The sequence below is a fragment of the Staphylococcus sp. TE8 genome, from assembly GCF_000692055.1.
In the GTDB taxonomy this organism is placed as follows: Bacteria; Bacillota; Bacilli; order Staphylococcales; family Staphylococcaceae; genus Staphylococcus; species Staphylococcus capitis.
In genome coordinates this window covers 293644-317841 of sequence record NZ_JMGB01000001.1, presented here as the reverse complement: position 1 = coordinate 317841, position 24198 = coordinate 293644, and the positions used below count along the sequence as shown (strand labels likewise).

The window sequence follows — 24198 nt, the reverse complement described above, 5'->3', positions numbered from 1 at the left end:
TCTCCTTATAAAATAATCATTGTGAACTTTTATACACTATTTCCCAAGAAATAAACATTCGAAACGATAAACCACTATGACAATAAATGAATCAAATAAATAACCTGCCAACAACTCTGATATAAGGTTGATGACAGGTTTAATATTCTAAATTATTAAATTCGTAACTTTAGTGTATAATTAGCCGATTGAACCTTCCATTTCGAATTTGATTAATCGGTTCATTTCTACTGCATATTCCATTGGTAATTCTTTAGTGAATGGTTCAATGAAGCCCATAACAATCATTTCAGTGGCTTCTTCTTCAGAAATACCACGACTCATAAGATAGAATAATTGTTCTTCTGACACTTTAGACACTTTAGCTTCGTGTTCTAATGAAATATTGTCATTAAATACTTCATTATATGGAATTGTATCAGACGTAGATTCATTATCTAAGATTAACGTATCACATTCAATATTTGAACGTGCACCTTTAGCTTTGCGTCCGAAGTGAACGATACCACGATAAATAACTTTACCACCATTTTTAGAGATGGATTTAGAAACGATAGTTGAAGATGTATTAGGAGCTTTATGAATCATTTTAGCACCGGCATCTTGAACTTGACCTTTACCAGCGAAAGCAATTGATAATGTACTACCTTTAGCACCTTCACCTAGTAATACACAGTTAGGGTATTTCATTGTTAACTTAGAACCTAAGTTACCGTCTACCCATTCCATGTTACCATTTTCATGAACAAAAGTACGTTTAGTAACTAAGTTATAGACATTGTTTGCCCAGTTTTGAATAGTTGTGTAACGAACATGCGCATCTTTATGCACTATAATCTCAACAACAGCCGAATGTAATGAGCTTGTTGAATAAACTGGTGCAGTACAACCTTCAACATAGTTTACTGATGCACCTTCATCCGCAATAATTAAAGTACGCTCAAATTGACCCATATTTTCAGAGTTAATACGGAAGTATGCTTGTAAAGGTGTATCTAATTTAACGTTTTTCGGTACATAGATAAATGATCCACCTGACCATACTGCTGAATTTAATGCCGCGAATTTATTATCTGCAGCAGGTACAACAGATGCAAAGTATTCTCTGAATAAATCTTCATTTTCGCGTAATGCACTATCAGTATCTTTGAAGATAATTCCTTTTTCTTCTAATTCTTTCTCCATGTTGTGATAAACAACTTCTGATTCATATTGTGCAGATACACCAGCTAAATATTTTTGTTCAGCTTCAGGAATACCTAATTTATCAAACGTACGTTTAATTTCTTCAGGGACTTCATCCCAAGAACGTTCTGTATGCTCTGATGGTTTAACATAATAAGTAATATCATCAAAGTCTAATTCTGATAAGTCTCCGCCCCATTGTGGCATAGGCATTTTATAGAATAATTTCAATGCTTTAAGACGGAAATCTAACATCCATTGCGGTTCTTCTTTCATCTTAGAAATTTCAGTAACGATATTTTCTGTTAAACCTCGCTCTGATCTGAAAATGGACACATCCTCATCGTGGAAACCATATTTATAATCTCCAACATCAGGTGCTTTTTTAGCCATTTTAATCACTCCTTGAATTGATAATTAATAAACAACGTGCGCATGAGATTTTTAATTTATATAGTTAAAAGTGTAATACTTAAAAATGACTATTCTTTAAAGTTGTAATATATATTATAACAACATACTGTAGTCATCTAAAGACTACATAGTTGCTATAATTTAAGTTTACCCGATTCATTTTAAAACACACTGAAGAAGATATTAATAATTAATTATTCTTCTTCAGTTGTACCTTCTGCTTTACCTTCTTTTTCAACTGTACCTTTTTCTAAAGCTTTCCAAGCAAGAGTTGCACATTTGATACGTGCTGGGAATTGAGATACACCTTGTAATGCTTCAATGTCACCCATCTCTTCCGTAATTTCATAGTCTTCACCGAGCATCATCTTAGTGAATTCTTGGCTCATTTGCATAGCTTCAGCAAGAGAATGACCTTTTACCGCTTCTGTCATCATTGATGCACTTGACATAGAAATTGAGCAACCTTCTCCTTCGAACTTTGCATCATTAATTATACCGTCATGAATATCGAATGTTAGACGAATACGGTCACCACATGTAGGGTTATTCATATCCACTGTCATTGAGCCGTTATCTAAAACACCTTTATTTCTAGGGTTCTTATAATGATCCATAATTACAGATCGATATAGTTGATCTAAATTATTAAAATTCATAAGAGAAAAACTCCTTCGTTTGTTTCAATGCTTGAACTAACTGATCAATATCCTCTTTAGTGTTGTAAACATAGAAACTTGCTCGTGCAGTTGAGGATACATTAAGCCATTTCATTAGTGGTTGTGCACAGTGATGTCCAGCTCGGACAGCCACACCTTCAGTATCAACTGCTGTCGCAACATCATGAGGGTGAATATCTGAAAGATTGAAAGTAATCACACCTGCTCGACGATCTTTAGGTGGTCCATATATTTCTAAACCTTCAATTGCAGACATTTGATCGTATGCATACTCAGTCAGCTCTTTCTCATGCTTGTGTATAGCATCAAAGCCAAGGTCTTCAATGTAACGAATCGCTTCACCTAAACCAATTGCTTGTGCAATAAGAGGTGTTCCAGCTTCAAATTTCGTTGGTAAATCGGCCCAAGTAGCATCGTATTTACTAACAAAATCAATCATATCTCCACCGAATTCTACAGGTTCCATATCTTTAAGTAATTGACGTTTACCATATAAAACACCAATACCTGTAGGTCCTAACATCTTATGTCCACTAAAACTATAAAAATCAGCATCAATATCTTGCATATCCAAGGCCATATGTGGTGCAGCTTGAGCGCCATCAACACTAATAATAGCACCATGTTCATGTGCGATGTCTGCAATCGTTTTAACATCATTAATTGTACCTAAGACGTTTGATACATGTGCAATAGCTACAATCTTAGTTTTTTCATTTATTGTTTCTTTAATGTCATCTACTCTAAGTTCGCCTTCATCAGTCATTGGGATAAATTTTAGTGATGCATTTTTACGCTTAGCTAATTGCTGCCATGGAACAATATTCGCGTGATGTTCCATCTCAGTCACAACTATTTCATCGCCTTCTTCGACGTTAGCGTCACCATAACTACGTGCAACAATATTGATTGATGCAGTTGTCCCTCTAGTGAAAATAATTTCTTCAAAATATTTAGCATTAATAAATCGACGAACAGTTTCACGAGCACTTTCATAACCATCTGTTGCTAGTGATCCTAAAGTGTGAACACCACGGTGGACGTTAGAGTTATAACGTCTATAATAATCATCTAATACATTTAACACTTGAACAGGCGTTTGACTTGTAGCAGTTGAATCAAGATACGCTAAGCGCTTTCCGTTAACTTGTTGTTCAAGAATCGGGAAATCTTTAATGACATTGTTTACATTAAAAGCTTTTTCGGCCACTATATTCACGACCTTTCTATAATTAAAAATCTCGTTTTATTGGGTTAATAATTTTTGAAAATTTAAATTAAAGATTTATTTAGAAACTTTACGTTCAATAACTTCTCTTAATTGACGTTTAACGTCTTCAATTGGTAATTCACGAACTACTGGGTCTAAGAAACCATGTATAACTAAACGTTCAGCTTCAGTTCTTGAAATACCGCGGCTCATTAAGTAATAAAGTTGCTCAGGGTCAACTCGACCTACTGACGCAGCGTGACCTGCTTCAACATCGTCTTCATCAATTAATAAGATAGGGTTAGCGTCACCACGTGCATTTTCAGATAGCATTAGTACACGAGATTCTTGATTAGCGATAGATTTAGTACCGCCGTGTTTAATATAACCAATACCATTAAATACTGAAGATGCATTTTCTGTCATTACGCCATGTTTTAAGATATAACCGTCAGTTTCTTTACCATACTGAACAATTTTAGATGTTAAATTAATTTTTTGGTCACCTGTACCAACTACAACTGATTTCAATTCACTTGTTGAACGATCACCAATTAAGTTAGTAGTATTATCAATAATTTGACTACCTTCATTCATTAACCCTAATGCCCAATTAATAGAGGCATCTGCTTCAGTTGTACCGCGACGAATAATGTGACCGGTAAAACCTTTATCTAAGTAATCTACAGAGCCATAAGTGACATTAGAATTAGCTCCTGCAATCACTTCTGAAACAATATTAATTTGATTATCTTCACCATTTGCATTAGATAAATAATTCTCTACATAAGTTACTTCTGCACTTTCTTCAGTAACAAGAATAACGTGATTATAGAAACTTGCATTATCGTCGTCATGAAGTACAACGTATTGAATTGGATGTTCAACTACAACATTCTTAGGTACATATACAAATATACCACCATTCATTAATGCAGTGTGTAGCGCTGTTAAACGATGTTCATCAATATCTACAGCTTTAGTCATGAAGTATTTTTGAACTAATTCACTGTGATTCACCAATGCTTTTGATAAACCTTCAATAATGACACCATCTTTTTTAGCTTGGTCTGACACTTGACTATAAGCTAAATCGTTATTGTGTTGAATCACTAAATTTTCAGAGTTTTCAACATCGATAATTTGTTTTACTGATTCTGGTAATTCGCTAAGGTTTTCATATGCACTGCCTTTTGTTTCATGTTGTTTAAATGTATCAAAATTCCATTTTCGTAATTTTGTTTTATCAGGTTTTGGCATTTCTAAAGTTTCTGTTAATTTCAACGCTTTTTTACGTAATTCTGTCATCCAAGAAGGTTCATTGTGCGCTTTTGAATAATCAACAAGTTGTTCTTCAGAAATGTTCAAAGTTTCAGTTGTCATAACTTTCTTTGCCTCCTACTTGATGAAATATAATTTGCTTAGTATGTTCATTTTCATCTTTAAAAGTGAACATCTCATTGTAAAAAGTCCTATTGACGACTATTCAGCTGCACCAAATTCTTCTTTAACCCATTCATAACCTTCTTCTTCAAGGCGTTTAGCTAGCTCTGGGCCACCAGATTTAACTACTTTACCACCATACATAACATGCACTTTATCAGGTGTGATATAGTTTAATAAACGTTGATAGTGCGTAATCATTAATGCACCAAAGTCTTCACCACGCATTTGATTAATTCCTTTAGATACAACTTTTAAAGCATCAATATCTAAACCAGAATCAATTTCATCTAGAATAGCGAATTTCGGTTCTAACATCATTAATTGTAGAATTTCGTTACGTTTTTTCTCCCCACCAGAGAAACCTTCGTTTAAGTAACGTTGAGCCATATCTTGATCAATATCTAAGAAATCCATCTCTTTATCCAATTTCTTGATAAATTGCATTAAATTAATTTCTTGTCCTTCTTCACGTTTAGCATTAATAGCAGAACGCATGAAATCAGCATTTGTAACACCAGTGATTTCTGAAGGATATTGCATTGCTAGGAATAAACCTGCTTTAGCTCTTTCATCAACTTCTAATTCTAAAATATTAACGCCGTCTAATAATACTTCCCCTTGTGTCACTTCATAACTAGGGTGTCCCATGATTGCAGATGATAATGTTGATTTACCAGTGCCGTTAGGGCCCATAATTGCGTGTATTTCTCCTGTATTAACAGTTAAGTTTACACCTTTTAAAATTTCTTTATCCTCAATAGACACATGTAGGTCTTTGATTTCTAATGTTGATGACATTTATATTCCCTCCGTAAAATATAAAGTTTTCTTAACTAGTTTATAATAATTTTAATCTGTAGTCAAAAAGACTTAGTGAATTTCAATTCTCTTTATTATAACGCACTTAAGCACTAATATAAACTTTTTAAACCTTTTATTTAGATTAATTCTTTAAATAAAATTATTTTTATTTAACTCGTAAAATTTCATTAAATGATAAAGATAAGCTCAATTTCTCAATAGCCAATTTTTAGACAAAATAAAGGGTTTGTTTCCCTAAAATTTGAATTTTGTGATATTATGCAGTTTAACCTTTAAATCTTAAATGAAAGGAGCCATTCATGAACAACTTCAAATGGACGAATATTCTTAAAGGTTTTGGCATGGGTACAAGTGATTTAATTCCTGGTGTAAGTGGTGGAACAATAGCTTTACTGCTAGGTATCTATGATGATTTTATTAGTTCTGTAAGCGGACTGTTCTCGAAACGTTTTTGGCCGAGTTTTAAATTTTTACTTCCTATTTTATTAGGAATGGGTTTAGCCATCGCTTTATTAAGCAACTTATTCAACTATTTATTAAGCTATCACGAAATTCCAACTATGTTCTTTTTCACAGGATTGATTATTGGAATCATTCCATATTTACTAAAAACTTCTAACTTTAAACAAACCTTTAAAACCAAGCACTATCTAATGATTTTAATTGGAATTATTATTTTGGTCATCATTACACTTCTTAATAATGCTGATAAACATTCTGGCGAAACATTAACTTTATCTTTAGGTCTTATTATTAAATATTTTATAGCTGGTATGTTCGCCTCAAGTGCAATGTTATTACCCGGAATCTCTGGATCTTTTATGTTATTAGTATTTGGTGCCTATGGGACGGTAATGTTTTCAATCTCTGAGCTAGTGAACTTAAATTTCACAGCATTACCTATTTTAATCATCGTTGGATTAGGTATTTTGACAGGATTTATGCTGTCTAGCCGTATGATTCAGTACTTCCTGCACCATCACACAACGATGACGTTCGCATTGATTATAGGATTTGTAATTGGTTCAATTTATGCCGTTTTCCCAGGCTTCCCTGAAAATGGCCTAGTTTGGATAATCTCATTTTTAACAATAATTATAGGCTTTATTGTTAGTTTTACCTTAGGACTAATTACAGCAAAATCAGATAATCAATAAATTTTAATATTTTTAACACAATAAAGCCCTCACGTACGATTCTGTACCTGAGGGCTTTTTAAAAGTAACGAGACAAATTTATTTGTCGCCTTTAAATTTATCAATTACATCGTTAGCTTTTTCTTTAGCGTTATCAACAACTTCTTTAGCTTTACCTGAAGTTTTATCTTCTTTGCCTTCTTGTTCTAAATTTTTATTATCTGTAGCGTTACCTACTGTTTCTTTAATATTACCTTTAGCTTGTTCAAATTTATTATCTTCAGCCATTGTAATTTCCTCCTTATGACTTTATCTTTATAATTTATACCCTCTAAAATCTAGAATAAACATCAATGTAATGATAATAGCTTAATTTTTTATTTTAAAGGATTGCTTTATACAGTGATTTTCATATACTAAAATTACCAAAAGCTTTTTAAGGAGTGTAGTTATGAAATTTGTCAATATTACATCTATGACTGAAGGTGGACTTAATAAGAAAGTTAATCGTTTTTTAGAACAAAATCCAAATATAGAAGTCTTAAAATTTGATTATCAAATGGGATACGGTGGTCTCGGTGTAGGTATTCTTTATAGAGTAGTATAAAATTTAAATAAAAAGATCACTCTCTTAACATATGCGTTAAGAAAGTGATCTTTTGTGTTACTTAGCTGGTACGACTGCACCATCATATTTTTTATCGATATAATCTCTGATTTCTTTAGATTGAAGAACTTCCATTAAAGCTTTAATTTTCTTATCATCTTTATGTCCTTTTTTAACTGCAATTAAGTTAGCATAAGGATTATCTTTGGCTTTCTCTAAGGCAATTGAGTCTTTTTTAGGACTTAATTTTTGGTCAATTGCGTAGTTAGAATTGATGATGACTGCATCAGCTTTTTGATTTTGGTAAATTTTTGGTAAGTATTCGGCTGATTGTTTGTTATTAAATTTGATATCTTTTTTATTCTCTTCGATATCACTAAATTTAGCGTCTTCAATCTTAACGCCTTTTTTAAGTTTAATTAAGCCTTCATCCACAAAGAATTTTAAGAAACGTCCTTGTTCAGCAGGATTATTTGGAACGTAGACCGTTGCACCTTTAGGTAAATCTTTCAAACTTTTATATTTTTTAGAGTAAACTGCCATAGGTTCTAATTCTACATCTCCAGCAGATTCAATTTTGTATCCTTTTTCTTTACTTTCAGTTTTCAAGTATGGTGTATGTTGGAAGAAGTTTGCGTCGATTTCACCTTTATCTAATAATTTATTAGGTGTAGTGTAATCGTTAATTGTTTTAATCTTTAAGTCATAACCTTTTTTCTCAAGTAATGGTTTAGCTTTTTCTAAAATTTCAGCGTGAGGGGCTGGAGAAGCACCTACTGTGATTGTTTTCTCTTTGTCACCACCGCTACCACAAGCAGCTAAAGCAACTGTTAATGCCAAAACTAAAATAATACCTAAAATTTTTTTCATTGAACGTTTTTCCCCTTTTCTTTAGCGTTTATCAATTTTATTTGTAAGCCAATCCCCAAGGAATTGAATTATAAATACAATAATTAAAATGAATACAGTTGAAACTAATATGACATCATTTTGATTCCTAGTAAATCCTGTTAAGTATGCTAAGTTACCTAAACCACCTGCCCCGATTACACCTGCTATGGCAGTTGAACCAACTAAAGCAATAGCGGTTACAGTAATACCTGAGACTAAAGCTGGCATCGCTTCAGGAAGTAGTACTTTGCGTACAACAGTCCATGTGTTAGCTCCCATTGACCAAGCCGCTTCAATTACACCTTTATCAATTTCTTTAAATGCAATTTCTACTAAACGAGCATAGAATGGAGCTGCACCAATTATAAGTGCAGGTAATGCTCCTGTCGGTCCACTAATAGTACCTAAGATGACACTCGTAAATGGTATGAGTAATAAAATTAAAATAATGAACGGAATGGCTCTAAATAAGTTCACTATAAATGAGACAATTGTATAGAAAATTCGAGCTGCTGGTGAATGACTCTTCGCAGATAGGAAAAGTAACACACCTAAAATCAAACCAAATATAAAGGCAAAAATAGTAGAAACAATTGTCATATACAGCGTTTCTAAAATAGCTTGCCATACATCTGGCCATTGAACATTAGGCATTGTAAACATTTCATGAAAAATTTCGCCATAAGACTTACCCATGTCTCAACACCTCCACATTCACATGTTGCTCATGAAGATCATTTTTAAAATGTTCAAAGCTATCATTATTAATGTGTGGAATATGAATCACTAAGAATCCTATAGAACCATTTCTAGTATTCTTGATGTCAGCTTCCAGAATATTAACGTCAATATTATGTGTTTTCGTGATATACGAAACAATAGGTTCAGTTGCATTATCACCAGTAAAGTTCAATCTCACTATGTAAGAGTCACTCGCTAATGGTTCTAATTCATCTAAAGAATCTTCAAAATCATCATTTAAATCGTCTTTAACAAAGCGTTTTGTAACCGCGTGTTGAGGATTCTCAAACACTTCACTTACTTTACCTTGCTCTATTACTTTACCGCTTTCCATTACAGCAACTTCATCACATATACGTCTAATTACGTGCATTTCATGAGTAATTAAAACGATAGTAAGATTTTGCTGTTCTCTTACTTTAAGTAATAGGTCCAAAATTTCGTCAGTTGTTTGAGGGTCTAAAGCACTCGTAGCTTCATCACAAAGTAAAACATCAGGATCATTTGCTAATGCTCTAGCAATACCTACTCTTTGTTTTTGTCCTCCAGATAACTCTGATGGATAAGCACTTTCTCGTCCTTTCAAACCTACCAATTCTACTAATTCAAGTGCTTTTTGCTTCGCTTTACCACTTGGGACTCCTGCGATTTCAAGCGGAAATGTGATATTTTTTAAAACGGTTCTTGACCATAATAAGTTGAAATGTTGGAAAATCATACTTACTTTTTGTCGTTTTTTTCGTAGCTCTGATTTAGATAATTTACTAATATTGTCCCCGTCAATTATTACATCTCCTGAAGTTGGAGATTCCAAGTTGTTGAACATTCTAATTAGTGTACTTTTACCAGCACCAGAGAAACCAATAACGCCAAAAATTGAGCCTGATTCAATATTTAAATCAACGTGATCAACTGCAAGAACATCTTTGTTCTTAGTATGATATCGTTTAACTATTTGATTTAACTCAATCACGTTAATAGCCTCCTTAAATTGCATATATAAATTAAAAAATGCTTTCTCAACTTATAGAGAGTTGAGAAAGCATTCTAAAAATCTTCTTTCTCTCATCTTCTAAAGTTGAACTTTATGTGAATTGGCACCATTTCTATATCAGACGGTTGCCGGGCTTCATAGGGCACATCCCTCCACCTCTCTCGATAAGAGTTGTCGCATCATTTAATTTGTATTAATCCTACCATCGTACTAGAATTTCGTCAATAATTATTTTAAATTTTCTAACAAATAAGGAACTGATTGAAATGCATAGATTCTATTTTCTTCTTTGTCCTTATTCATTACCAATAGAACAGGAACTGACATTATTTCTTTTTCTTTACTAAAATCCGGATGAAAATTTAAATCTACCTTCTTAATAGGGAGCTGTAATATATCATTAGCAATATCTAACATTCTTTCTGAGACTTTACATGTCCCACACATAGGTGTATATCCAAATATAAGATGTTTATCTTCATTATAGTTTTCTGTTATATCTTCGAGATCGATTGTACTACTCATTAACTAAAACTAACCTTTCAGTGTTTAAATTAGGCATTAGATTCTTCTCTTTTCGCACTGCGAATCCGTATCTATTTAAAACATTAGCTAAATAGTTTTTAGGACATTTAGCTACTTCACAATATGTTTTATCAACATATATATGTTCACTTTCGCTTAAATATCGCTTAAACCATTTTCTAATTTTTTCTCCTTCATCATCAGAATCTGCAAGAACATAAACTTGTTTGCCATAAAGTGATTCTATCATATCATCGATTTTATCTATACTCATGGTCCCATGGGTACAAATAATACTTACTGGTTCTGCAATAACTTGTTGCACGCGTTTTTTATCCGACTTACCTTCAACAATGATAACTTTATTCACAATAGTCATGTCAATCCACCTTCTAAGAGTCGATAGTTAACTGTCACTTACATCATTCACAGAATCCACAAAAACTAAACATTTTTAGAAACACTTAGCACTTTAGTGCTTAGTGTTTCTTATGCATGAGCGTCAGTTCAGACGTTCCTCTTTTCCACTTAGCATTTTTAATGCTAAGTGTTTCTAAGGTAATCTAAAAAAACTCCTTGATTATATTAATCGAGGAGTTTAAACATACTATTCACCAATCATCTCAGAATATTGCTCTGCTGATAATAATTGATCTAATTGACTTTGATCACTAATCTCTACTTTTACCATCCATGCTTTTTCATATGGTGATTCGTTAACAAATTCTGGACTATCTTCTAATTCGTCGTTAACTTCGACGATTTTACCTGAGATAGGTGCGTATAATTCTGATACAGTTTTAACTGATTCAACACTACCAAAAGTATCGCCCTCATTTAAATCTTCATCTGTTTCAGGTAATTCAACAAATACGATATCACCTAATTCATTTTGAGCATATTCTGTGATACCAATAGTAGCTACATTATCTTCTACTTTAACCCATTCATGTTCTTTAGAATACTTAAATTCGCTCGGTACTGCCACGAGAATCCCCTCCTAATTATTAATTACATTTTAATGATGCCACACTGATATTGTTCAATCAACTAATATCTAAAAGATTTAATATGATAAAATTCGTGTTTATTTATGTAAAATATCATATTCGCATCATTTCAGTTTTTAATGTTCACTTTTAAAATAAATATTTAAATACTATAACCAAGTATCTTTATACTGATTTTCTTTAAATCCTAAAGTGATTTTTTCTCCAGAGATAGCTAATGGACGTTTTACCAACATTCCATCAGATGCTAATAAATCTAATTTTTCATCATCTGACATGTCTTTAAGTTTATCTTTCAAATTAAGTTCACGATATTTAGCGCCATGAGTGTTAAATAATTTATTTACTTCAACACCTGTTTTTTCAATGATATCTTCAAATTCTTTCTTAGTAGGTGTGTGTTGTACGATATCAATAGGTTCATAGCTCACACCATATTCATTTAAAAATTTAGCGGCTTTCTTACAAGTCGTACAATTTGAATATTGATAAAATTTAATCATTCGTTTGTTACCTCCTTCTCTTTATTAAGACAAATATATCATTTTCTTTAGGAAAACGCTCTACTTTTTAAGCTAATATTTTTATAAAAAAGATATCATTGGTTATAATAAATTTACTAATAGTGAAAAGGAGCATATAACTATGCAAGGTATTCATAAAACAGAAGACTTTAATTCTACAATCAATAGTAAAGAACCAGTTATTATCAAATTCGAAGCAGATTGGTGTCCAGATTGTAAAGCAATGGATATGTGGATTGACCCTATTACAGAAAAATATAATAACTATCATTGGTATGTAGTAGATCGTGATGAGTTAGAAGATGTTACTACTGAAAATGATGTTATGGGTATACCAAGCATCTTAATTTTCCAAAATGGCGAAAAATTAGCGCATTTACATTCGGCTAATGCGAAATCACCAGAACAAGTCGAATCTTTCCTAGATGAAAACTTAAATCAATAAAAATAAAATTAGAGCTTTCTCTACAAATTTAAAGTAGAGAAAGCTCTTTTTTAGGTACTTTGAAAATTAAAATAATTACTCAAACTTAGTGATTAAATTTTTATTTTTACGTTTAGCTTTAGTTGGCTCAACTTCTAAATCCGTTAGATACATGAAACCAGCTAAAATTTCATCATCTTGAATATCTAAAGCTCTACGTACTTTAGGTTCAAAAATATAGTGAGGTGTTTTCCAACATGTGCCAATTCCCGCTTCGTAAAGTAATAACATTAAATTTTGAGCAAATGCTCCAAATGCAAAGTAATTTTCTCTGTTTTGTCTTTGTCTAGGATCATTTTTCAAAATGAGTAATAATAAACCACCTAAATTTGTTACAGCATTATAATGATCTTCTCTTTTTTCGGGATGATCTGGAAATGCAAATCGAGTAATGTCATGACTAAAATCACCTAATTTGTCTTTTGAAACATGAACGACTCTCCAAGGTTCACGCATTCCATGATTTGGAGCGTCGGTAGCTTTTTCGATAGCATCATATAATGCCTTATCGTCAATCACCATATCATGTTTAAATTTCTTAATACTTCTTCTATTAGATATAGCTTCTTGTAATTCCACTTTAATTCGCTCCTTCTACGTTCGTTGATAACAATTATCAATTATAAGTCACAAAACCGTTAAATTCAACTTATTCGTTTATCATTGATAGAATTCAAGCTGTTGTTTCAGAGCTTTAACATGAATTTGACCAGGAGCTTGTGGCTCACCTAAGCAACCGTATGAAATTGATCCCCCAAACACCCCTTGTGCAACACGACTTACTAATCCTAGATGAGACATAGATATTCCGATAACTTTATAAGGTGTATTATCAGAAGTCACACTCATTGCCTCTAATAAATGTAGTACATCTTCTTTATTGTTTGGCATTACTGCAAGTTTTAAATATTGTGGTGCTAATTTTTGCATTTTGTAATATATAAATTTAATCTCTTCTAATGATGGTGTTTCTTCAAAATTATGATGCGATAACACTACGTTTAAATTCTTTTCTTGAGCATCAGTGATTAATTGAGCATATTGATCTGTATTTATAGATCCACTCCATTCAATATCAAGTAATTCAAATTGGGCATATTCAATCAATAGCTTAAGAATATCTATATAAGTTGTTTCTTCAACATTTCCTTTACCTCCTTGATTAGAGGTACGATAAGTCACTAAAATCTTAAAATCTAAATTCAATCCTCTTAACTGTTGAATCACAGTATCAACATTTTTAATAACAAAGTTCTCCCACTGATCTATTCGTAGTTCTACGATATCTATATAGTCTTTATATTTTATTAATTCATCTAAGCACAATTGCGTTATTGTTTCTTCTGGCGAAATAGTTACTGCAACATCTACTTGCGTCATGATATCCCCCTATTCATAAGAATAATATTAAGATTATTTTATATTAATTTATTCACAACTTACAAATGATGATTGGGAGATTGATTTTTATTTAAAGAATTTAATCATGATTTAAAAAATCTAGCACTGGGTATGTTAAAAATATATAAAGATTTAGGAGGTAATAATAATGGCAGTTCAATATGAAACTAAAGCTACAAACGTTGGTGGACGTAAAGGACATGTACACACTGACGATAACGCAATAAATGTTGATGTATTACCACCACAACAAGCTGATGGAAATGCTACAAATCCTGAACAATTATTTGCAGCAGGTTACGCTTCATGCTTTAATGGTGCTTTTGATCTTATTTTAAAACAAAACAAAGTACGTGATGCTGAACCAGAAGTTACTCTAACAGTACGTTTAGAGGACGATCCAAACGCTGAGAGTCCTAAATTGAGTGTAGATATTGATGCAAAAGTTAAAAATGTTTTATCTCAAGAAGATGCTGAAAAATATTTACAAGATGCACATGAATTCTGTCCATATTCAAAAGCAACTCGCGGTAACATTGATGTAAATCTAAACGTAGAAGTTATTGATTAATCATTTTAGTCATTTCAATTAAATATCTAAGTGTTACTTATAGCTACCAACCTTTGTAAAAGAAGTGTTGGTAGCTTTTTTCTTTCTAAACAGTACATTTCTAACAAAAATTTTCAAACTTAAGTTTATTAAAATTTTTTATTAAGATTTAGTAAACATAATTGTATGATTACAATATCTGATAAAATAGTATGTAGTTAAACCCTTTTAAGATATGGATATAGATGAAATTTCAAAATAATATTTTTATAATTTGAATTGCCACATAATTAAATTATCATAAATGCTTTTTGTTAATATAAAACGATTATTGCGTATTTTTAATAATTCTTTTATTATGTATTTGATAAGTATCTTAGTCTAAAGATATTAAATAAGTTTTTATTTTCTTTGAACCTGGAGGTCAACATGAAAAATATCCGTGTATTAAATACTGATGATTTAGAATCTTATAAAGAATTAATGTCAAACGGCTATCATAATTATGCTTGGGATCAATATTATTTAGAACATGTTACTGAAGAATGTCTAAACTCTATTCTCTCGGAAGAAACAAAGTATTTAAACGTTTTCGGCGCATTTGATAACAATCATCTTGTTGCAACATGTACGTTAAAGCAAATAAAATTTGTTGGAAAGCGTCATAAAGCCGTTTTAGAGAATAATTTTGTTAAAGATAATGATGAAATTATTAATAGAGAGCTCATTAATCACATAATTGAATTCGCTAAAACGCAAGGTATTGAAATGTTGATGACCACAATCGCTTCAAATAACATAAGCGCTAAAATATTTTTCAGTTCTCTCGGGTTTGAAAATTTAGCCTTTGAAAAAAATGCTAGTAAAATTGGGGATGAATATTTAGATGAGAATTGGCTCATTTACTATACTTCTGACATCCCATCAAATTCTTAAGAAAGTTTATTTATAACATGCGTAAATGGGGTATGGAAGATACCCTATCTGCGGGCGTATGTTTCCGCTATGATTTAGTTTTTATAAATATACATAAGTGTTAGACATTATTATTTTTAAAAGTTATAATTAGCTTAAATTATCAGAATTTTCAATCTTTAAAGGCTGGTGATCCCTTTTATGAGCGAAGCAGTAATACACGGTTTTCTCTTAGCTATAGGGTTAATCTTACCCTTAGGCGCACAAAATGTTTTCGTTTTTAATCAAGGAGCAAATCAATCTAAGCTAATTAAAGCCTTCCCAGCAGTTATTACAGCAGGAGTATGTGATTCTATACTAATTAGCTTAGCAGTTATCGGTGTTTCTTTAGTATTAATGTCACTACCCCTTTTACAAATCGTGATCTACATTATTGGACTTATTTTTCTGCTTTATATGGCATGGACACTTTGGAATGAAACGCCTGATCCTATTAAACAAGAAGGTGGACTATCTACAACAAAACAAATAAGTTTTGCTTTATCTGTCTCTTTATTAAATCCACATGCAATTATGGATACTATTGGCGTTATAGGTACAAGTGCGTCAGCTTACGAAGGAAATAACAAATTCGCTTTTACTTTAACATGTATATTTGTTTCATGGATTTGGTTTATCTTCTTAGCTTTAGTAGGTAAATCGGTTGGAACAATCGATAAATCAGGTAAATTATTAGTTGTGATAAACAAGTTATCTAGCATTATCATTATAGCTGTTGCAATTTTAATCATTAAAAAATTGTGTCAACTTCTTTTTTAGTACAAATAAGCTCAAGCCCATAATATAGCTATTTAAGGACTTGAGCTTATTATTTTTAGTTTGTAGGATCAATGATTTCTATGAATTTAAATTGATTATCATCATATTCAAATTTTAAGATATGACAATTACCGATGTCATAAGTACTACCCTCTTGATTACCTAACACCTTTCTAATAAATAAACCGATCGTACTACCATGGCTTACTGCCAAAGCTGTTTGATTAGTTTGATTAGCGACGACATCCTCAAGTGTTTCATAAACTCTGGATTCAACCTCAGATTTTGATTCACCACCAAAGGGTACTACATAATCACCATATAAATTCTCAGGCTTTTTAATTGCCTTTAATAACTCAATACTCTCTCCTTCAAATAAACCAAAACCCCATTCTTTAATACCTTTTAATCTTTTATAATTTTGGTTAGGCACTGCATTTTCAAGAGTTTCACAGGCACGCTCTTGTGATGACTAAACTAATGTATCAAATGTAATATGATGCTTTTCAAAATAACCTTTAGCAGACCGAGCTTGCCTAACCCCTAATGTTGTTAATGGCGAATCACTCGCACCTTGAATTCTTCCTTTTAAATTAAAAACTGTTTGACCATGTCTCATTAAATATAATGTTTTAGTCATAATAAACACCTCTTCACTACAATGACTTACTTTTACTATTTAGCATTCTATACAATTTCTATTTCAATATTCATTTAATCATTATGAAAATGAGATGTAAACGACTTCTAATAATATACATATTTGCTTATCTGCATATTAAATTGTTTTAAATTTGTGAGTATGGGTATAACTTAACATCAGATTTACATTTACTAAAGGAGTGTCTATTATGGATAGTCATAATCAATGCAATTATGTAAATCCTAATTCAGTTTCGTTAGACTGGGAATGTTTTATTATTAGTAAAACTGATATGTTATTAGATGGCGTTCCAAAAGAATTGATTAATGCATGGTTAGACAAAGATCTTATTGAACCTTTTTCTATAAGAAATAACGAAGTTAATTTCAAGACTAAAGATGTATGGGAAGCGCTTAATACTCATAATTGGTATTACTCAAATTAATTTATATAAACTAATTGCTCTATTCGTACTTTCAATTAACTGATGGTCTCTATAGTGATCAAGCACATATGCACGAATGGCTTTATTGTTTTTTTCTTCACGGGGAAAATGAATATCATCTAAAATATAATTTGCTAAACTACCTAAAGGTGTATCATCATTTATAAAACCTAAAATAAAATCATAAAAAGTCATTCCACCTCAACCCCTTTTCCACTTATTAATAGCTAAGTTATATAGTATTACTCTTTATCATACCAAATTACTCGAGATTGTCTATGTGCAAAATTTTACTTTTGCACTTTTTCTAATATGCTCTTTTAAAATTCTTCACATATAATTACATTTAAAATATTTCATAATCTTTATTGGTTTCTTATTTAGTAATCATTTACTGTTAAATACAATTAACTTTTCATGATCTAAATGAGTCCAAAACTCTCACAAAATACTTCATCATTTACAAATTTAGTAAACTTTCTAATTCATTTGTTTTACAATATCTTATGAGTATGAGTAAATTAAAATGTAAATTGTATATAATTAAAAGTAATTGATTTACCTGTGAGTAATTAATGATATTATAGTATGTAAAAGACTTTATGCTATACGTGTCTAATGAGGTGGCCACCTATGAAAATATTTAGTATAAATGTGATTAATATTTTATTGACCATATTATTTATAGCCTTTAATGTGCTTATAACTTATAACGCAAATGTTGATAATCAATTATGGTTGATACCAGGATTATGTATTTGTGGCGTCGCTTTATTCACTAGTCTAATAATAGCTATTATTTACACTGATTTGCTAAGCGAAATTATATTTTTCATAAATATAGTATTAGCACTTTACTATATTTATCCTATTTTTTACGACTTCTTGTAATTAAGTAACACTGAGATAAGGAGGGAATCATTGTGAGTTTGCATTTTCAAATATTGTTATGGCTAGCAATTATATTTATTGTCGCTGGAGCTATTATTTTAACAATTATGCTTAAGACTAAGAAAGAAGAAAGAAAAGAATCTTATTTAGGATTTACTGTAATATTCTTGATTTTTGGATTTGCTATGCTTATATACACACTCATTTTCGGATTGTAACCTTTTTTAGTAGAGCGGATATTAATTGCAATTCGCCTTTGAATTCAGTTAGCTCACGCTAATATTGATTTTAGCTAAGTCATTATTTTTGACTTAGCTTTTTTATTTTTGAAAATGAAGTTTATTTTACATATAGAGTCATTTAATATAATAATTAATTTAGTATATTTAATGAAGGAGTTTTCACTATAAATGAAAACTAAATATAAACTTACCATTCTATTTATTACTTTGGTTATAGTACTTTTAATTTTATTTTCAATAAACGTCTTCAATAAAGATAAAGAATCTTATGAAACCATAGACACTAAAGATTTTAAACTTAAACCGGGCGACATTATCATTACTAAAGGTCCTGTATTATTCGGGTTCTTCGGCCATTCAAGTATAGCCATAGATGAAGATACTGTGCTTCAAATTGAAGGCCCTGGTGATCAACCTATAACCGAATCATTTGAATCATATCAACGGCGTTTCGGTACTGGAAAAGACGATTGGATAAAAGTGTATCGTAGTGTAAAACCAGATGCTGGTCAAAAAGCAGCAAATTGGGTAAAAAGTAATTACGAAAATAGTGATAGCCAATATCTCGTTACGCTAAATTTGAAAAGTCAAAAATTCACTTATTGCACTAAAATAATTTATCAAGCTTACAAATACGGTGTAGATAAAAATGCTGTAAGTGATCATGGATTATACATCATTTCACCATATGCATTAAAAGATAATTTTACACATGACTATCGTTTAAAGTTAGTTAAAAATATTAAAAATTAAACCCTCCAGACAATAGTTAAGGTAAATGAATAACCTATTGTTTAAGGAGGGTTTTCTCAAATTAAACTTCTTTAAAATAGTTAACGAATTGCTCATTTCTATCTAAAAGGTCTAAATAAGAAATAGAGCTAAATGGGATAATTCGTGTGCAATTCTTAAGCGGATAGATGATAATCTCATTTTCATAATCGACGTGAATATCATTCTCCAATACGATTTTCTTATTTCCAACGACCACGGCTACTGCTTTAAAACTATCATCATTCAAATATCTTCTTAATAATTCTTTATCCATAACAACATCACATCCCTTTATTATAAAATAGCACATTATTGTTAAGGGAGTGTGAAAACAATCTAATTATTTAATTAATTCATAATATTTTTAGAAAATATCGCTTTAGTTTGGATATCACTTAGAACTTTCACTAAAGATGCTTTCTCATCTTAAATAAATAAAATGGCGATTGATTGATTTCTCCTACAATCGAAAAACCGAATTTTTTATAGACGCTTAGAGCTTTCTTATTATCTTGAACTACTGTTAATGAAATTTTGTCAAAACCATCATTGATAGCAAGACGTTCAGCAAATTTTAATAATTTCGTACCAACGCCCTTACCTCTAGCTTTCGGGAGAGTTGCAAGCATACTCACATGAAATTCATCTTTCTCTCCTTCATCCATTGTAATTAGAGAATATATCTTTTTGAAATTGGATAAAATAATTTTTAATGATTTCAATTTTTTCATTTTGATGATTTCAAGCACAGTTTGAAACATTGATTTTTCTAATTTGACTAATGAGGTACAAGTTATGGCACCTAAAACTTGTCCCTCTTCTTTTGCTACATAAGAAATATCATGACTAAATCGGTTACCCTTCTTTTGCCATAATTGCTGTAACTGTTTATTTAATCGTTCATTCGATGTCTCTCCTAAAATAACTTGTGCCATTTTATCAATAGCTAAATGAGTTAATCTTCCTCCTTCCTTGTCACTTGATTGAGCACTTTTAATCTGAATGTCCTCCACTTTATCACCTTCGTAAATTATTTTTAAAATAAAAAATACATTGAATTAACAATAATTGCTTACCCTATTAAAGTAAGTTCAATTATTTTTATATAGAAAATAAAAGATGAAATACTTGTTTATTTAATAAAATCATTGTTATCATTTATGAGTTAAATTATTGAAAACAAAGGAGATATAATGAGCAATAAAGGCAGTCTATATTCCATACTTTATTATTTAGCTATAGCGTTAATTGTCATCACTATCATAGTAGTAGTTTTGATTTTCTATAACACTAGAAAATCAGCTTCTAAACCTTCAAGCGATCGCTATAGTGATTTTGAAGAATTAAAAAAGAATACCACTAAAAACAAGGATTGGAGAATTGTTACGAAACATAGAAAGGATAATAATATTTTACTTACAGCCATTCACGGTGGTGGAATAGAACCAGGTACAACAGAACTTGCAAGACGTGTATCGAACGTAGGTAAATATAACTTTTATTCTTTTGAAGGTTTACGTAAACATAATAATGATCAACTTCACGTGACATCAACAAATTACGATGAACCGAAATTAATTAATATGTTAGAAAAATCTAATGAAACAATTTCAATTCATGGTTCTTCTGGAGATGACCCTATCGTGTATATAGGTGGAAAAGATAATAAAATGGCAAAAGCGATTGCGAAGGCATTACGTAAGAAAGATTTTACCGTTAAAGAGAGTCCGAAAGAAATTAATGCGCAATCTGATGATAATTTTGTAAATAAAAATGATACAGATTCAGGAGTACAACTCGAATTGACCACTGCACAGCGCGAGGAATTTTTCAAACATCATAAATTAGACAAAACAACGCGAGGTAATCCTAAAAAATATACAAGAGATTTTTATAAGTTTGCGAACGCTGTAGAAAAAGGTATAAAAAAAGCAAAATAAACTCAAATGACCTTCTACCTACACATAAAATTTTTATTAAAAATCATTCTTTTCAGCGTTTCTACAAGTACGTATCTAGGGTATAAAGTGATATGTATTTTGTGTGGAGGGATTAATTTATGGACGAATTAACTAAAGAACAAAAATATACAGTCGCAAAGTTTTATAAATTATATATGGAACGTTCAAATGAAGGATTATCTGAAGAACAATCTAACGACTTCAAAGATTCTATAACTACTCAAGATGATTATTTCTGTGACCGTGAATATGAAGATTTTATTCATAACTGTAAAGTACTTATAGAAGAGGGCTATCTTGAAGGTGATATTAAAGATCAAACGATTTATAATATTAAATTAACTACCAAAGCTTTTACAGAAATTGAAAAAAGCTTTGGTTAGTATTTTTAGTAAGGTGATTTTTAATGGATAATTGGAAAATTGATAATCATTCAAATCGCAAATTTTTAATTCAAAAAAATGAGGGTGAATTATCAATTGTAGAACCATTAGATAATGGTGCATTTAAAATACTTGCTGAAATTAACTTATCTAATGAAAATGATGTAAATATTTATGACAGTCATTTATATGTTTCAGTAAGCCTAGAACAAGAAGAAATTTGTATATTTGATAACAACAATACGTAATCTTTAAAAATTGCGATAATTCTATATTTAATGAATTATCAATTTATGTTAACAGAACTTTAATAATTATTTTATTATTGTCAAACTAATAAAATAGCCATAAATATAGTTTTATGGTACTCTATATGTGTTGCACTCTGTGAGTGTTTAACATTACTTCTTGTTGTCGCCGTACAGACTTTAATTTTCGTCATTATTAAAGCGCTGTACAGGCGATTTTTTATAATGAAGACAAAATAATTCAAAAAGGATATCACTTTGGGCCTATATAAATAAGAAATTAAAAAAGCTGCGATATGCAGCTTTTTTTATAATATCTCATCTAATTGTTTTACTAAGATAGGTGTATATAAATAACGGTAACCTTTTTTGGTTGGATGTGAATCATCTGCCATCATTTCTTTATCACTTTTAGCTAATTTATTAATTTCATCATTATTAAAAATATCAATAATATATATATCCCATTTTGTTTTAAGTGGATAAAGATGATTAACTAACTGCTTATAAGTTAGATCATTTTCTCTAATACAGGTATAAAAGATGATTGGACAATGCCATTTAGTATGAACATACTTAATAATATATTCAATCGCACCTAATGTCGTCTCAGTATCAAAAGTTTCAAGGTCAAAAGACTGACTCATTTCACCAATTTCATAACCAAATCTTGCATCATTCGTAGATAACTGTATTACAACAGCATCAATTTTAGTATTCACAAAATTTAACTTTCTGAGTCGATTTAAATAACTATTTACATTTTTCCCAGCTAATGTTGTGCCTGATTTAGCCTCTTTGATTCCTTTTACTTCATATTCTGTTGTGAGATATTCAACAAAAGAGATTCCTTTCGAAGCCGCACCATAAGTTATAGAAGACCCTAAAAAGATAATTTTTTTCCCATTAAGATTATCATCTTCTTTTTTCATATCAATTTTTGGATTATAGTAATCTTTATTCCCATTGATAATATTGAAAATGTTCTTCAATGACTTCAACATCGTTGGTACTTCATTCAATATCATTTTTGCTTTATGCATGTATTTCTCCTTATACTTATTTATATTGAAAATTTACTGGTTTATATATTTTAGCATTTTATTAGATTAAGGATACCATCTTACAAAAAAAAGCCCTCCTAAGAGGGCTTTAAAACTTTTAATTACATTTTAACAACGTTCGCTGCTTGTTCACCACGTTCGCCTTCAACAATGTCGAATTCAACGTTTTGACCTTCTTCTAAAGACTTATAACCGTCTTCTACGATTGCTGAGAAATGAACGAATACGTCCCCGCCATTTTCTCTTTCGATGAATCCAAAGCCTTTTTCTGAATTAAACCATTTAACTGTACCGTTATTCATATAGAATACCTCCATGTGCTGTTGCACTAAATATTTGTAACAAATCCATTAATTAAAAGAGAATATTCTATAAAAATAATTCCACAATCAACTTCACGTTCTTTATTACTTAACATTCACTATACGCTTATTTTGAAATAAGTAAAGTCTTTTCCAGGAATTTCTTAAATTAATTTATATTTCAAATTTTTAAAGATAACTATTTATCATCACATATACCATAACTATTAAATAAAATGATTATCACAAAGATAAAGTTATAGTTAATGTGACTTTTTAAATTGCACAAAAATAAGTAGCTAAAGTAGAAATTAAATAAAATTATACAGTTAGGAATTCAAAATTATCTCAATTTTTAATTTTTTCACACAAAAGAACCATATATAATTATTTGCGCATTAACCACCAAAATCTCCAATACTTGCTATATGATATACACATAATCAATTAATTGGAGGTGCTTATAAATGTTCATCTTTGATTTATTAAAAAAAGGAATTCAATTCTTTAAAGACGTATTTGGTAAATAATATTTTTGAGTAGTAGTGGTGCCCTTCATTATTGAAGGGTACTTTTTTTATATAATAAATCCCTAGTATCCTTATAATAAATATTGAATAAATTTGTTATTAATTTTTAGAATTAACAGAAAAGAATTCAAAGTTATTAAATATATACTAAAAAACTACATTTATGAATAATTTTTTACTACTTTTGAAATAATTAACAAAAATTACTCTAATAATAATATACTACAGCTAACAAATACATAGGAGGTGAGTCAAATGTTCATCGTTAACTTAATCAAAAAAGCAATCGAATTCTTCAAAGGTTTATTTGGTAACAAAAAATAATTAATTATCTTCCCCTCTTTCAATAGAGGGGCTTTTT

Annotated in this window: 34 protein-coding genes, 1 pseudogene and 1 riboswitch; of the genes and pseudogenes, 14 read left to right on the top strand and 21 right to left on the bottom strand. The window is 30.6% G+C overall.

Annotated features, from left to right (window positions below):
• Window positions 1-180: 180 nt before the first annotated feature.
• The 5 genes from sufB to sufC all read right to left on the bottom strand — a co-directional run bounded on the left by sufB (window position 181) and on the right by sufC (window position 5733).
• Window positions 181-1578 carry a Fe-S cluster assembly protein SufB gene (gene sufB, locus CM54_RS01620; RefSeq protein WP_002433495.1) on the bottom strand — a complete coding sequence of 466 codons (1398 nt, stop codon included), beginning with the start codon at window positions 1576-1578 and terminating at the stop codon, window positions 181-183.
• Between the two features lie 215 nt (window positions 1579-1793).
• Window positions 1794-2258: a Fe-S cluster assembly sulfur transfer protein SufU gene (gene sufU / locus CM54_RS01615; protein WP_023350625.1), complete on the bottom strand. Its 465-nt coding sequence runs from the start codon at window positions 2256-2258 to the stop codon at window positions 1794-1796.
• On the bottom strand, window positions 2248-3498 hold the full coding sequence (locus tag CM54_RS01610; protein ID WP_176605627.1) for a cysteine desulfurase: 1251 nt from the start codon (window positions 3496-3498) through the stop codon (window positions 2248-2250). Before CM54_RS01610 ends, sufU begins: the two co-directional genes overlap by 11 nt.
• 66 nt (window positions 3499-3564) lie before the next feature.
• On the bottom strand, window positions 3565-4872 hold the full coding sequence (gene sufD, locus CM54_RS01605; RefSeq protein WP_037548511.1) for a Fe-S cluster assembly protein SufD: 1308 nt from the start codon (window positions 4870-4872) through the stop codon (window positions 3565-3567).
• A 99-nt stretch (window positions 4873-4971) separates the two neighbouring features.
• Window positions 4972-5733, bottom strand: a complete 762-nt coding sequence (gene sufC / locus CM54_RS01600; RefSeq protein WP_002433436.1) for a Fe-S cluster assembly ATPase SufC — start codon at window positions 5731-5733, stop codon at window positions 4972-4974.
• Between the two features lie 323 nt (window positions 5734-6056).
• On the opposite strand from sufC, the gene CM54_RS01595 reads away from it, so the two are divergent.
• A complete protein-coding gene (locus CM54_RS01595; RefSeq protein WP_037548509.1) occupies window positions 6057-6914 on the top strand; it encodes a DUF368 domain-containing protein in 858 nt (285 codons plus the stop codon).
• A gap of 78 nt (window positions 6915-6992) precedes the next feature.
• On the opposite strand, the gene CM54_RS01590 is transcribed toward CM54_RS01595, so the two are convergent.
• On the bottom strand, window positions 6993-7181 hold the full coding sequence (locus CM54_RS01590) for a CsbD family protein (RefSeq protein WP_002433364.1): 189 nt from the start codon (window positions 7179-7181) through the stop codon (window positions 6993-6995).
• Window positions 7182-7344: 163 nt separating this feature from the next.
• Here CM54_RS01590 and CM54_RS12720 point away from each other — a divergent pair, with 163 nt between their 5' ends.
• Window positions 7345-7500: a hypothetical protein gene (locus CM54_RS12720; protein ID WP_002433227.1), complete on the top strand. Its 156-nt coding sequence runs from the start codon at window positions 7345-7347 to the stop codon at window positions 7498-7500.
• A 57-nt stretch (window positions 7501-7557) separates the two neighbouring features.
• Here CM54_RS12720 and CM54_RS01585 read toward each other — a convergent pair whose 3' ends face one another.
• From CM54_RS01585 to CM54_RS01555, 7 genes are all read right to left on the bottom strand, one after another.
• A complete protein-coding gene (locus tag CM54_RS01585) occupies window positions 7558-8370 on the bottom strand; it encodes a MetQ/NlpA family ABC transporter substrate-binding protein (RefSeq protein ID WP_037548507.1) in 813 nt (270 codons plus the stop codon).
• A 21-nt stretch (window positions 8371-8391) separates the two neighbouring features.
• Window positions 8392-9087, bottom strand: a complete 696-nt coding sequence (locus CM54_RS01580; RefSeq protein ID WP_002433122.1) for a methionine ABC transporter permease — start codon at window positions 9085-9087, stop codon at window positions 8392-8394.
• Window positions 9080-10105: a methionine ABC transporter ATP-binding protein gene (locus CM54_RS01575; RefSeq protein ID WP_002433504.1), complete on the bottom strand. Its 1026-nt coding sequence runs from the start codon at window positions 10103-10105 to the stop codon at window positions 9080-9082. Before CM54_RS01575 ends, CM54_RS01580 begins: the two co-directional genes overlap by 8 nt.
• A gap of 89 nt (window positions 10106-10194) precedes the next feature.
• Window positions 10195-10297, bottom strand: a riboswitch (SAM riboswitch).
• Between the two features lie 57 nt (window positions 10298-10354).
• On the bottom strand, window positions 10355-10651 hold the full coding sequence (locus tag CM54_RS01570; RefSeq protein ID WP_002433313.1) for a thioredoxin family protein: 297 nt from the start codon (window positions 10649-10651) through the stop codon (window positions 10355-10357).
• The gene (locus CM54_RS01565; protein WP_002452796.1) at window positions 10644-11030 is read right to left on the bottom strand and encodes a toprim domain-containing protein; all 387 of its coding nucleotides are present in this window, start codon (window positions 11028-11030) and stop codon (window positions 10644-10646) included. Before CM54_RS01565 ends, CM54_RS01570 begins: the two co-directional genes overlap by 8 nt.
• A gap of 228 nt (window positions 11031-11258) precedes the next feature.
• Complete coding sequence (gene gcvH, locus CM54_RS01560; protein ID WP_002433083.1) at window positions 11259-11639, bottom strand: glycine cleavage system protein GcvH; 381 nt, start codon at window positions 11637-11639, stop codon at window positions 11259-11261.
• A gap of 171 nt (window positions 11640-11810) precedes the next feature.
• Window positions 11811-12164, bottom strand: coding sequence for an arsenate reductase family protein (locus tag CM54_RS01555; RefSeq protein ID WP_037548504.1), 354 nt, complete (start codon window positions 12162-12164; stop codon window positions 11811-11813).
• A 142-nt stretch (window positions 12165-12306) separates the two neighbouring features.
• Between CM54_RS01555 and CM54_RS01550 the strand changes: the two genes are divergently transcribed.
• Window positions 12307-12630 carry a thioredoxin family protein gene (locus CM54_RS01550; protein WP_002433224.1) on the top strand — a complete coding sequence of 108 codons (324 nt, stop codon included), beginning with the start codon at window positions 12307-12309 and terminating at the stop codon, window positions 12628-12630.
• A gap of 75 nt (window positions 12631-12705) precedes the next feature.
• Here CM54_RS01550 and CM54_RS01545 read toward each other — a convergent pair whose 3' ends face one another.
• Entirely contained in the window at window positions 12706-13248 is a 543-nt protein-coding gene (locus CM54_RS01545; RefSeq protein WP_002433309.1) for a nitroreductase family protein, read from the bottom strand.
• A gap of 81 nt (window positions 13249-13329) precedes the next feature.
• Entirely contained in the window at window positions 13330-14049 is a 720-nt protein-coding gene (gene aroD, locus CM54_RS01540; protein ID WP_037548501.1) for a type I 3-dehydroquinate dehydratase, read from the bottom strand.
• 169 nt (window positions 14050-14218) lie between these two features.
• Between aroD and CM54_RS01535 the strand changes: the two genes are divergently transcribed.
• The 3 genes from CM54_RS01535 (at window position 14219) to CM54_RS01525 (ending at window position 16354) form a co-directional block, all read left to right on the top strand.
• The gene (locus CM54_RS01535) at window positions 14219-14641 is read left to right on the top strand and encodes an organic hydroperoxide resistance protein (protein WP_023350631.1); all 423 of its coding nucleotides are present in this window, start codon (window positions 14219-14221) and stop codon (window positions 14639-14641) included.
• A 408-nt stretch (window positions 14642-15049) separates the two neighbouring features.
• On the top strand, window positions 15050-15556 hold the full coding sequence (locus CM54_RS01530) for a GNAT family N-acetyltransferase (RefSeq protein ID WP_002433370.1): 507 nt from the start codon (window positions 15050-15052) through the stop codon (window positions 15554-15556).
• 180 nt (window positions 15557-15736) lie between these two features.
• Window positions 15737-16354 (top strand): LysE/ArgO family amino acid transporter, encoded by a 618-nt coding sequence (locus tag CM54_RS01525; RefSeq protein ID WP_037548498.1) that lies wholly within the window; start codon window positions 15737-15739, stop codon window positions 16352-16354.
• A gap of 55 nt (window positions 16355-16409) precedes the next feature.
• On the opposite strand, the pseudogene CM54_RS01520 reads toward CM54_RS01525, so the two are convergent.
• Window positions 16410-16994: pseudogene (locus CM54_RS01520) on the bottom strand (histidine phosphatase family protein).
• A 211-nt stretch (window positions 16995-17205) separates the two neighbouring features.
• On the opposite strand from CM54_RS01520, the gene CM54_RS01515 reads away from it, so the two are divergent.
• Window positions 17206-17442, top strand: a complete 237-nt coding sequence (locus CM54_RS01515) for a hypothetical protein (protein WP_002433110.1) — start codon at window positions 17206-17208, stop codon at window positions 17440-17442.
• Here CM54_RS01515 and CM54_RS01510 read toward each other — a convergent pair.
• Window positions 17434-17637, bottom strand: a complete 204-nt coding sequence (locus CM54_RS01510) for a sterile alpha motif-like domain-containing protein (RefSeq protein ID WP_002432976.1) — start codon at window positions 17635-17637, stop codon at window positions 17434-17436. The genes CM54_RS01515 and CM54_RS01510 overlap by 9 nt on opposite strands.
• A 438-nt stretch (window positions 17638-18075) precedes the next feature.
• Between CM54_RS01510 and tsaA the strand changes: the two genes are divergently transcribed.
• From tsaA to lnsA, 3 genes are all read left to right on the top strand, one after another.
• A complete protein-coding gene (tsaA, locus tag CM54_RS12820; RefSeq protein ID WP_023350634.1) occupies window positions 18076-18333 on the top strand; it encodes a type II toxin-antitoxin system antitoxin TsaA in 258 nt (85 codons plus the stop codon).
• A gap of 32 nt (window positions 18334-18365) precedes the next feature.
• Window positions 18366-18551 (top strand): type II toxin-antitoxin system toxin TsaT, encoded by a 186-nt coding sequence (gene tsaT / locus CM54_RS01500; protein WP_002433387.1) that lies wholly within the window; start codon window positions 18366-18368, stop codon window positions 18549-18551.
• Between the two features lie 192 nt (window positions 18552-18743).
• Window positions 18744-19328: a lipoprotein N-acylation protein LnsA gene (lnsA, locus tag CM54_RS01495; RefSeq protein ID WP_037548492.1), complete on the top strand. Its 585-nt coding sequence runs from the start codon at window positions 18744-18746 to the stop codon at window positions 19326-19328.
• A gap of 61 nt (window positions 19329-19389) precedes the next feature.
• On the opposite strand, the gene CM54_RS01490 is transcribed toward lnsA, so the two are convergent.
• Together CM54_RS01490 and CM54_RS01485 are read right to left on the bottom strand one after the other, a co-directional pair.
• Window positions 19390-19623: a hypothetical protein gene (locus CM54_RS01490; protein ID WP_002433190.1), complete on the bottom strand. Its 234-nt coding sequence runs from the start codon at window positions 19621-19623 to the stop codon at window positions 19390-19392.
• Window positions 19624-19756: 133 nt separating this feature from the next.
• Complete coding sequence (locus CM54_RS01485; RefSeq protein WP_037548487.1) at window positions 19757-20362, bottom strand: GNAT family N-acetyltransferase; 606 nt, start codon at window positions 20360-20362, stop codon at window positions 19757-19759.
• A gap of 180 nt (window positions 20363-20542) precedes the next feature.
• Here CM54_RS01485 and CM54_RS01480 point away from each other — a divergent pair, with 180 nt between their 5' ends.
• From CM54_RS01480 to CM54_RS01470, 3 genes are all read left to right on the top strand, one after another.
• Window positions 20543-21289 carry a poly-gamma-glutamate hydrolase family protein gene (locus CM54_RS01480; RefSeq protein ID WP_037548481.1) on the top strand — a complete coding sequence of 249 codons (747 nt, stop codon included), beginning with the start codon at window positions 20543-20545 and terminating at the stop codon, window positions 21287-21289.
• Window positions 21290-21408: 119 nt separating this feature from the next.
• Window positions 21409-21693 (top strand): hypothetical protein, encoded by a 285-nt coding sequence (locus CM54_RS01475; protein ID WP_023350638.1) that lies wholly within the window; start codon window positions 21409-21411, stop codon window positions 21691-21693.
• Between the two features lie 23 nt (window positions 21694-21716).
• The gene (locus CM54_RS01470; RefSeq protein ID WP_002433282.1) at window positions 21717-21941 is read left to right on the top strand and encodes a hypothetical protein; all 225 of its coding nucleotides are present in this window, start codon (window positions 21717-21719) and stop codon (window positions 21939-21941) included.
• Between the two features lie 308 nt (window positions 21942-22249).
• On the opposite strand, the gene CM54_RS01465 is transcribed toward CM54_RS01470, so the two are convergent.
• Together CM54_RS01465 and CM54_RS01460 are read right to left on the bottom strand one after the other, a co-directional pair.
• Complete coding sequence (locus tag CM54_RS01465; RefSeq protein ID WP_037548480.1) at window positions 22250-22984, bottom strand: SGNH/GDSL hydrolase family protein; 735 nt, start codon at window positions 22982-22984, stop codon at window positions 22250-22252.
• A gap of 122 nt (window positions 22985-23106) precedes the next feature.
• Window positions 23107-23307, bottom strand: coding sequence for a cold-shock protein (locus CM54_RS01460; protein ID WP_002433447.1), 201 nt, complete (start codon window positions 23305-23307; stop codon window positions 23107-23109).
• A gap of 785 nt (window positions 23308-24092) precedes the next feature.
• Between CM54_RS01460 and CM54_RS13115 the strand changes: the two genes are divergently transcribed.
• Window positions 24093-24161, top strand: coding sequence for an epsilon family phenol-soluble modulin (locus tag CM54_RS13115; protein ID WP_095658921.1), 69 nt, complete (start codon window positions 24093-24095; stop codon window positions 24159-24161).
• The last annotated feature ends 37 nt before the right edge of the window (window positions 24162-24198 follow it).

Bases quoted from the DNA above. Each gene is read 5' to 3' on its own strand.
- sufB (WP_002433495.1), bottom strand. From the start codon at position 1,578: ATGGCTAAAAAAGCACCTGATGTTGGAGATTATAAATATGGTTTCCAC.
- sufU (WP_023350625.1), bottom strand. From the start codon at position 2,258: ATGAATTTTAATAATTTAGATCAACTATATCGATCTGTAATTATGGAT.
- sufD (WP_037548511.1), bottom strand. From the start codon at position 4,872: ATGACAACTGAAACTTTGAACATTTCTGAAGAACAACTTGTTGATTAT.
- sufC (WP_002433436.1), bottom strand. From the start codon at position 5,733: ATGTCATCAACATTAGAAATCAAAGACCTACATGTGTCTATTGAGGAT.
- CM54_RS01595 (WP_037548509.1), top strand. From the start codon at position 6,057: ATGAACAACTTCAAATGGACGAATATTCTTAAAGGTTTTGGCATGGGT.
- CM54_RS01590 (WP_002433364.1), bottom strand. From the start codon at position 7,181: ATGGCTGAAGATAATAAATTTGAACAAGCTAAAGGTAATATTAAAGAA.
- CM54_RS12720 (WP_002433227.1), top strand. From the start codon at position 7,345: ATGAAATTTGTCAATATTACATCTATGACTGAAGGTGGACTTAATAAG.
- CM54_RS01585 (WP_037548507.1), bottom strand. From the start codon at position 8,370: ATGAAAAAAATTTTAGGTATTATTTTAGTTTTGGCATTAACAGTTGCT.
- CM54_RS01580 (WP_002433122.1), bottom strand. From the start codon at position 9,087: ATGGGTAAGTCTTATGGCGAAATTTTTCATGAAATGTTTACAATGCCT.
- CM54_RS01570 (WP_002433313.1), bottom strand. From the start codon at position 10,651: ATGAGTAGTACAATCGATCTCGAAGATATAACAGAAAACTATAATGAA.
- CM54_RS01565 (WP_002452796.1), bottom strand. From the start codon at position 11,030: ATGACTATTGTGAATAAAGTTATCATTGTTGAAGGTAAGTCGGATAAA.
- CM54_RS01555 (WP_037548504.1), bottom strand. From the start codon at position 12,164: ATGATTAAATTTTATCAATATTCAAATTGTACGACTTGTAAGAAAGCC.
- CM54_RS01550 (WP_002433224.1), top strand. From the start codon at position 12,307: ATGCAAGGTATTCATAAAACAGAAGACTTTAATTCTACAATCAATAGT.
- aroD (WP_037548501.1), bottom strand. From the start codon at position 14,049: ATGACGCAAGTAGATGTTGCAGTAACTATTTCGCCAGAAGAAACAATA.
- CM54_RS01535 (WP_023350631.1), top strand. From the start codon at position 14,219: ATGGCAGTTCAATATGAAACTAAAGCTACAAACGTTGGTGGACGTAAA.
- CM54_RS01530 (WP_002433370.1), top strand. From the start codon at position 15,050: ATGAAAAATATCCGTGTATTAAATACTGATGATTTAGAATCTTATAAA.
- CM54_RS01525 (WP_037548498.1), top strand. From the start codon at position 15,737: ATGAGCGAAGCAGTAATACACGGTTTTCTCTTAGCTATAGGGTTAATC.
- CM54_RS01515 (WP_002433110.1), top strand. From the start codon at position 17,206: ATGGATAGTCATAATCAATGCAATTATGTAAATCCTAATTCAGTTTCG.
- CM54_RS01510 (WP_002432976.1), bottom strand. From the start codon at position 17,637: ATGACTTTTTATGATTTTATTTTAGGTTTTATAAATGATGATACACCT.
- tsaA (WP_023350634.1), top strand. From the start codon at position 18,076: ATGAAAATATTTAGTATAAATGTGATTAATATTTTATTGACCATATTA.
- lnsA (WP_037548492.1), top strand. From the start codon at position 18,744: ATGAAAACTAAATATAAACTTACCATTCTATTTATTACTTTGGTTATA.
- CM54_RS01490 (WP_002433190.1), bottom strand. From the start codon at position 19,623: ATGGATAAAGAATTATTAAGAAGATATTTGAATGATGATAGTTTTAAA.
- CM54_RS01480 (WP_037548481.1), top strand. From the start codon at position 20,543: ATGAGCAATAAAGGCAGTCTATATTCCATACTTTATTATTTAGCTATA.
- CM54_RS01475 (WP_023350638.1), top strand. From the start codon at position 21,409: ATGGACGAATTAACTAAAGAACAAAAATATACAGTCGCAAAGTTTTAT.
- CM54_RS01470 (WP_002433282.1), top strand. From the start codon at position 21,717: ATGGATAATTGGAAAATTGATAATCATTCAAATCGCAAATTTTTAATT.
- CM54_RS01465 (WP_037548480.1), bottom strand. From the start codon at position 22,984: ATGCATAAAGCAAAAATGATATTGAATGAAGTACCAACGATGTTGAAG.
- CM54_RS01460 (WP_002433447.1), bottom strand. From the start codon at position 23,307: ATGAATAACGGTACAGTTAAATGGTTTAATTCAGAAAAAGGCTTTGGA.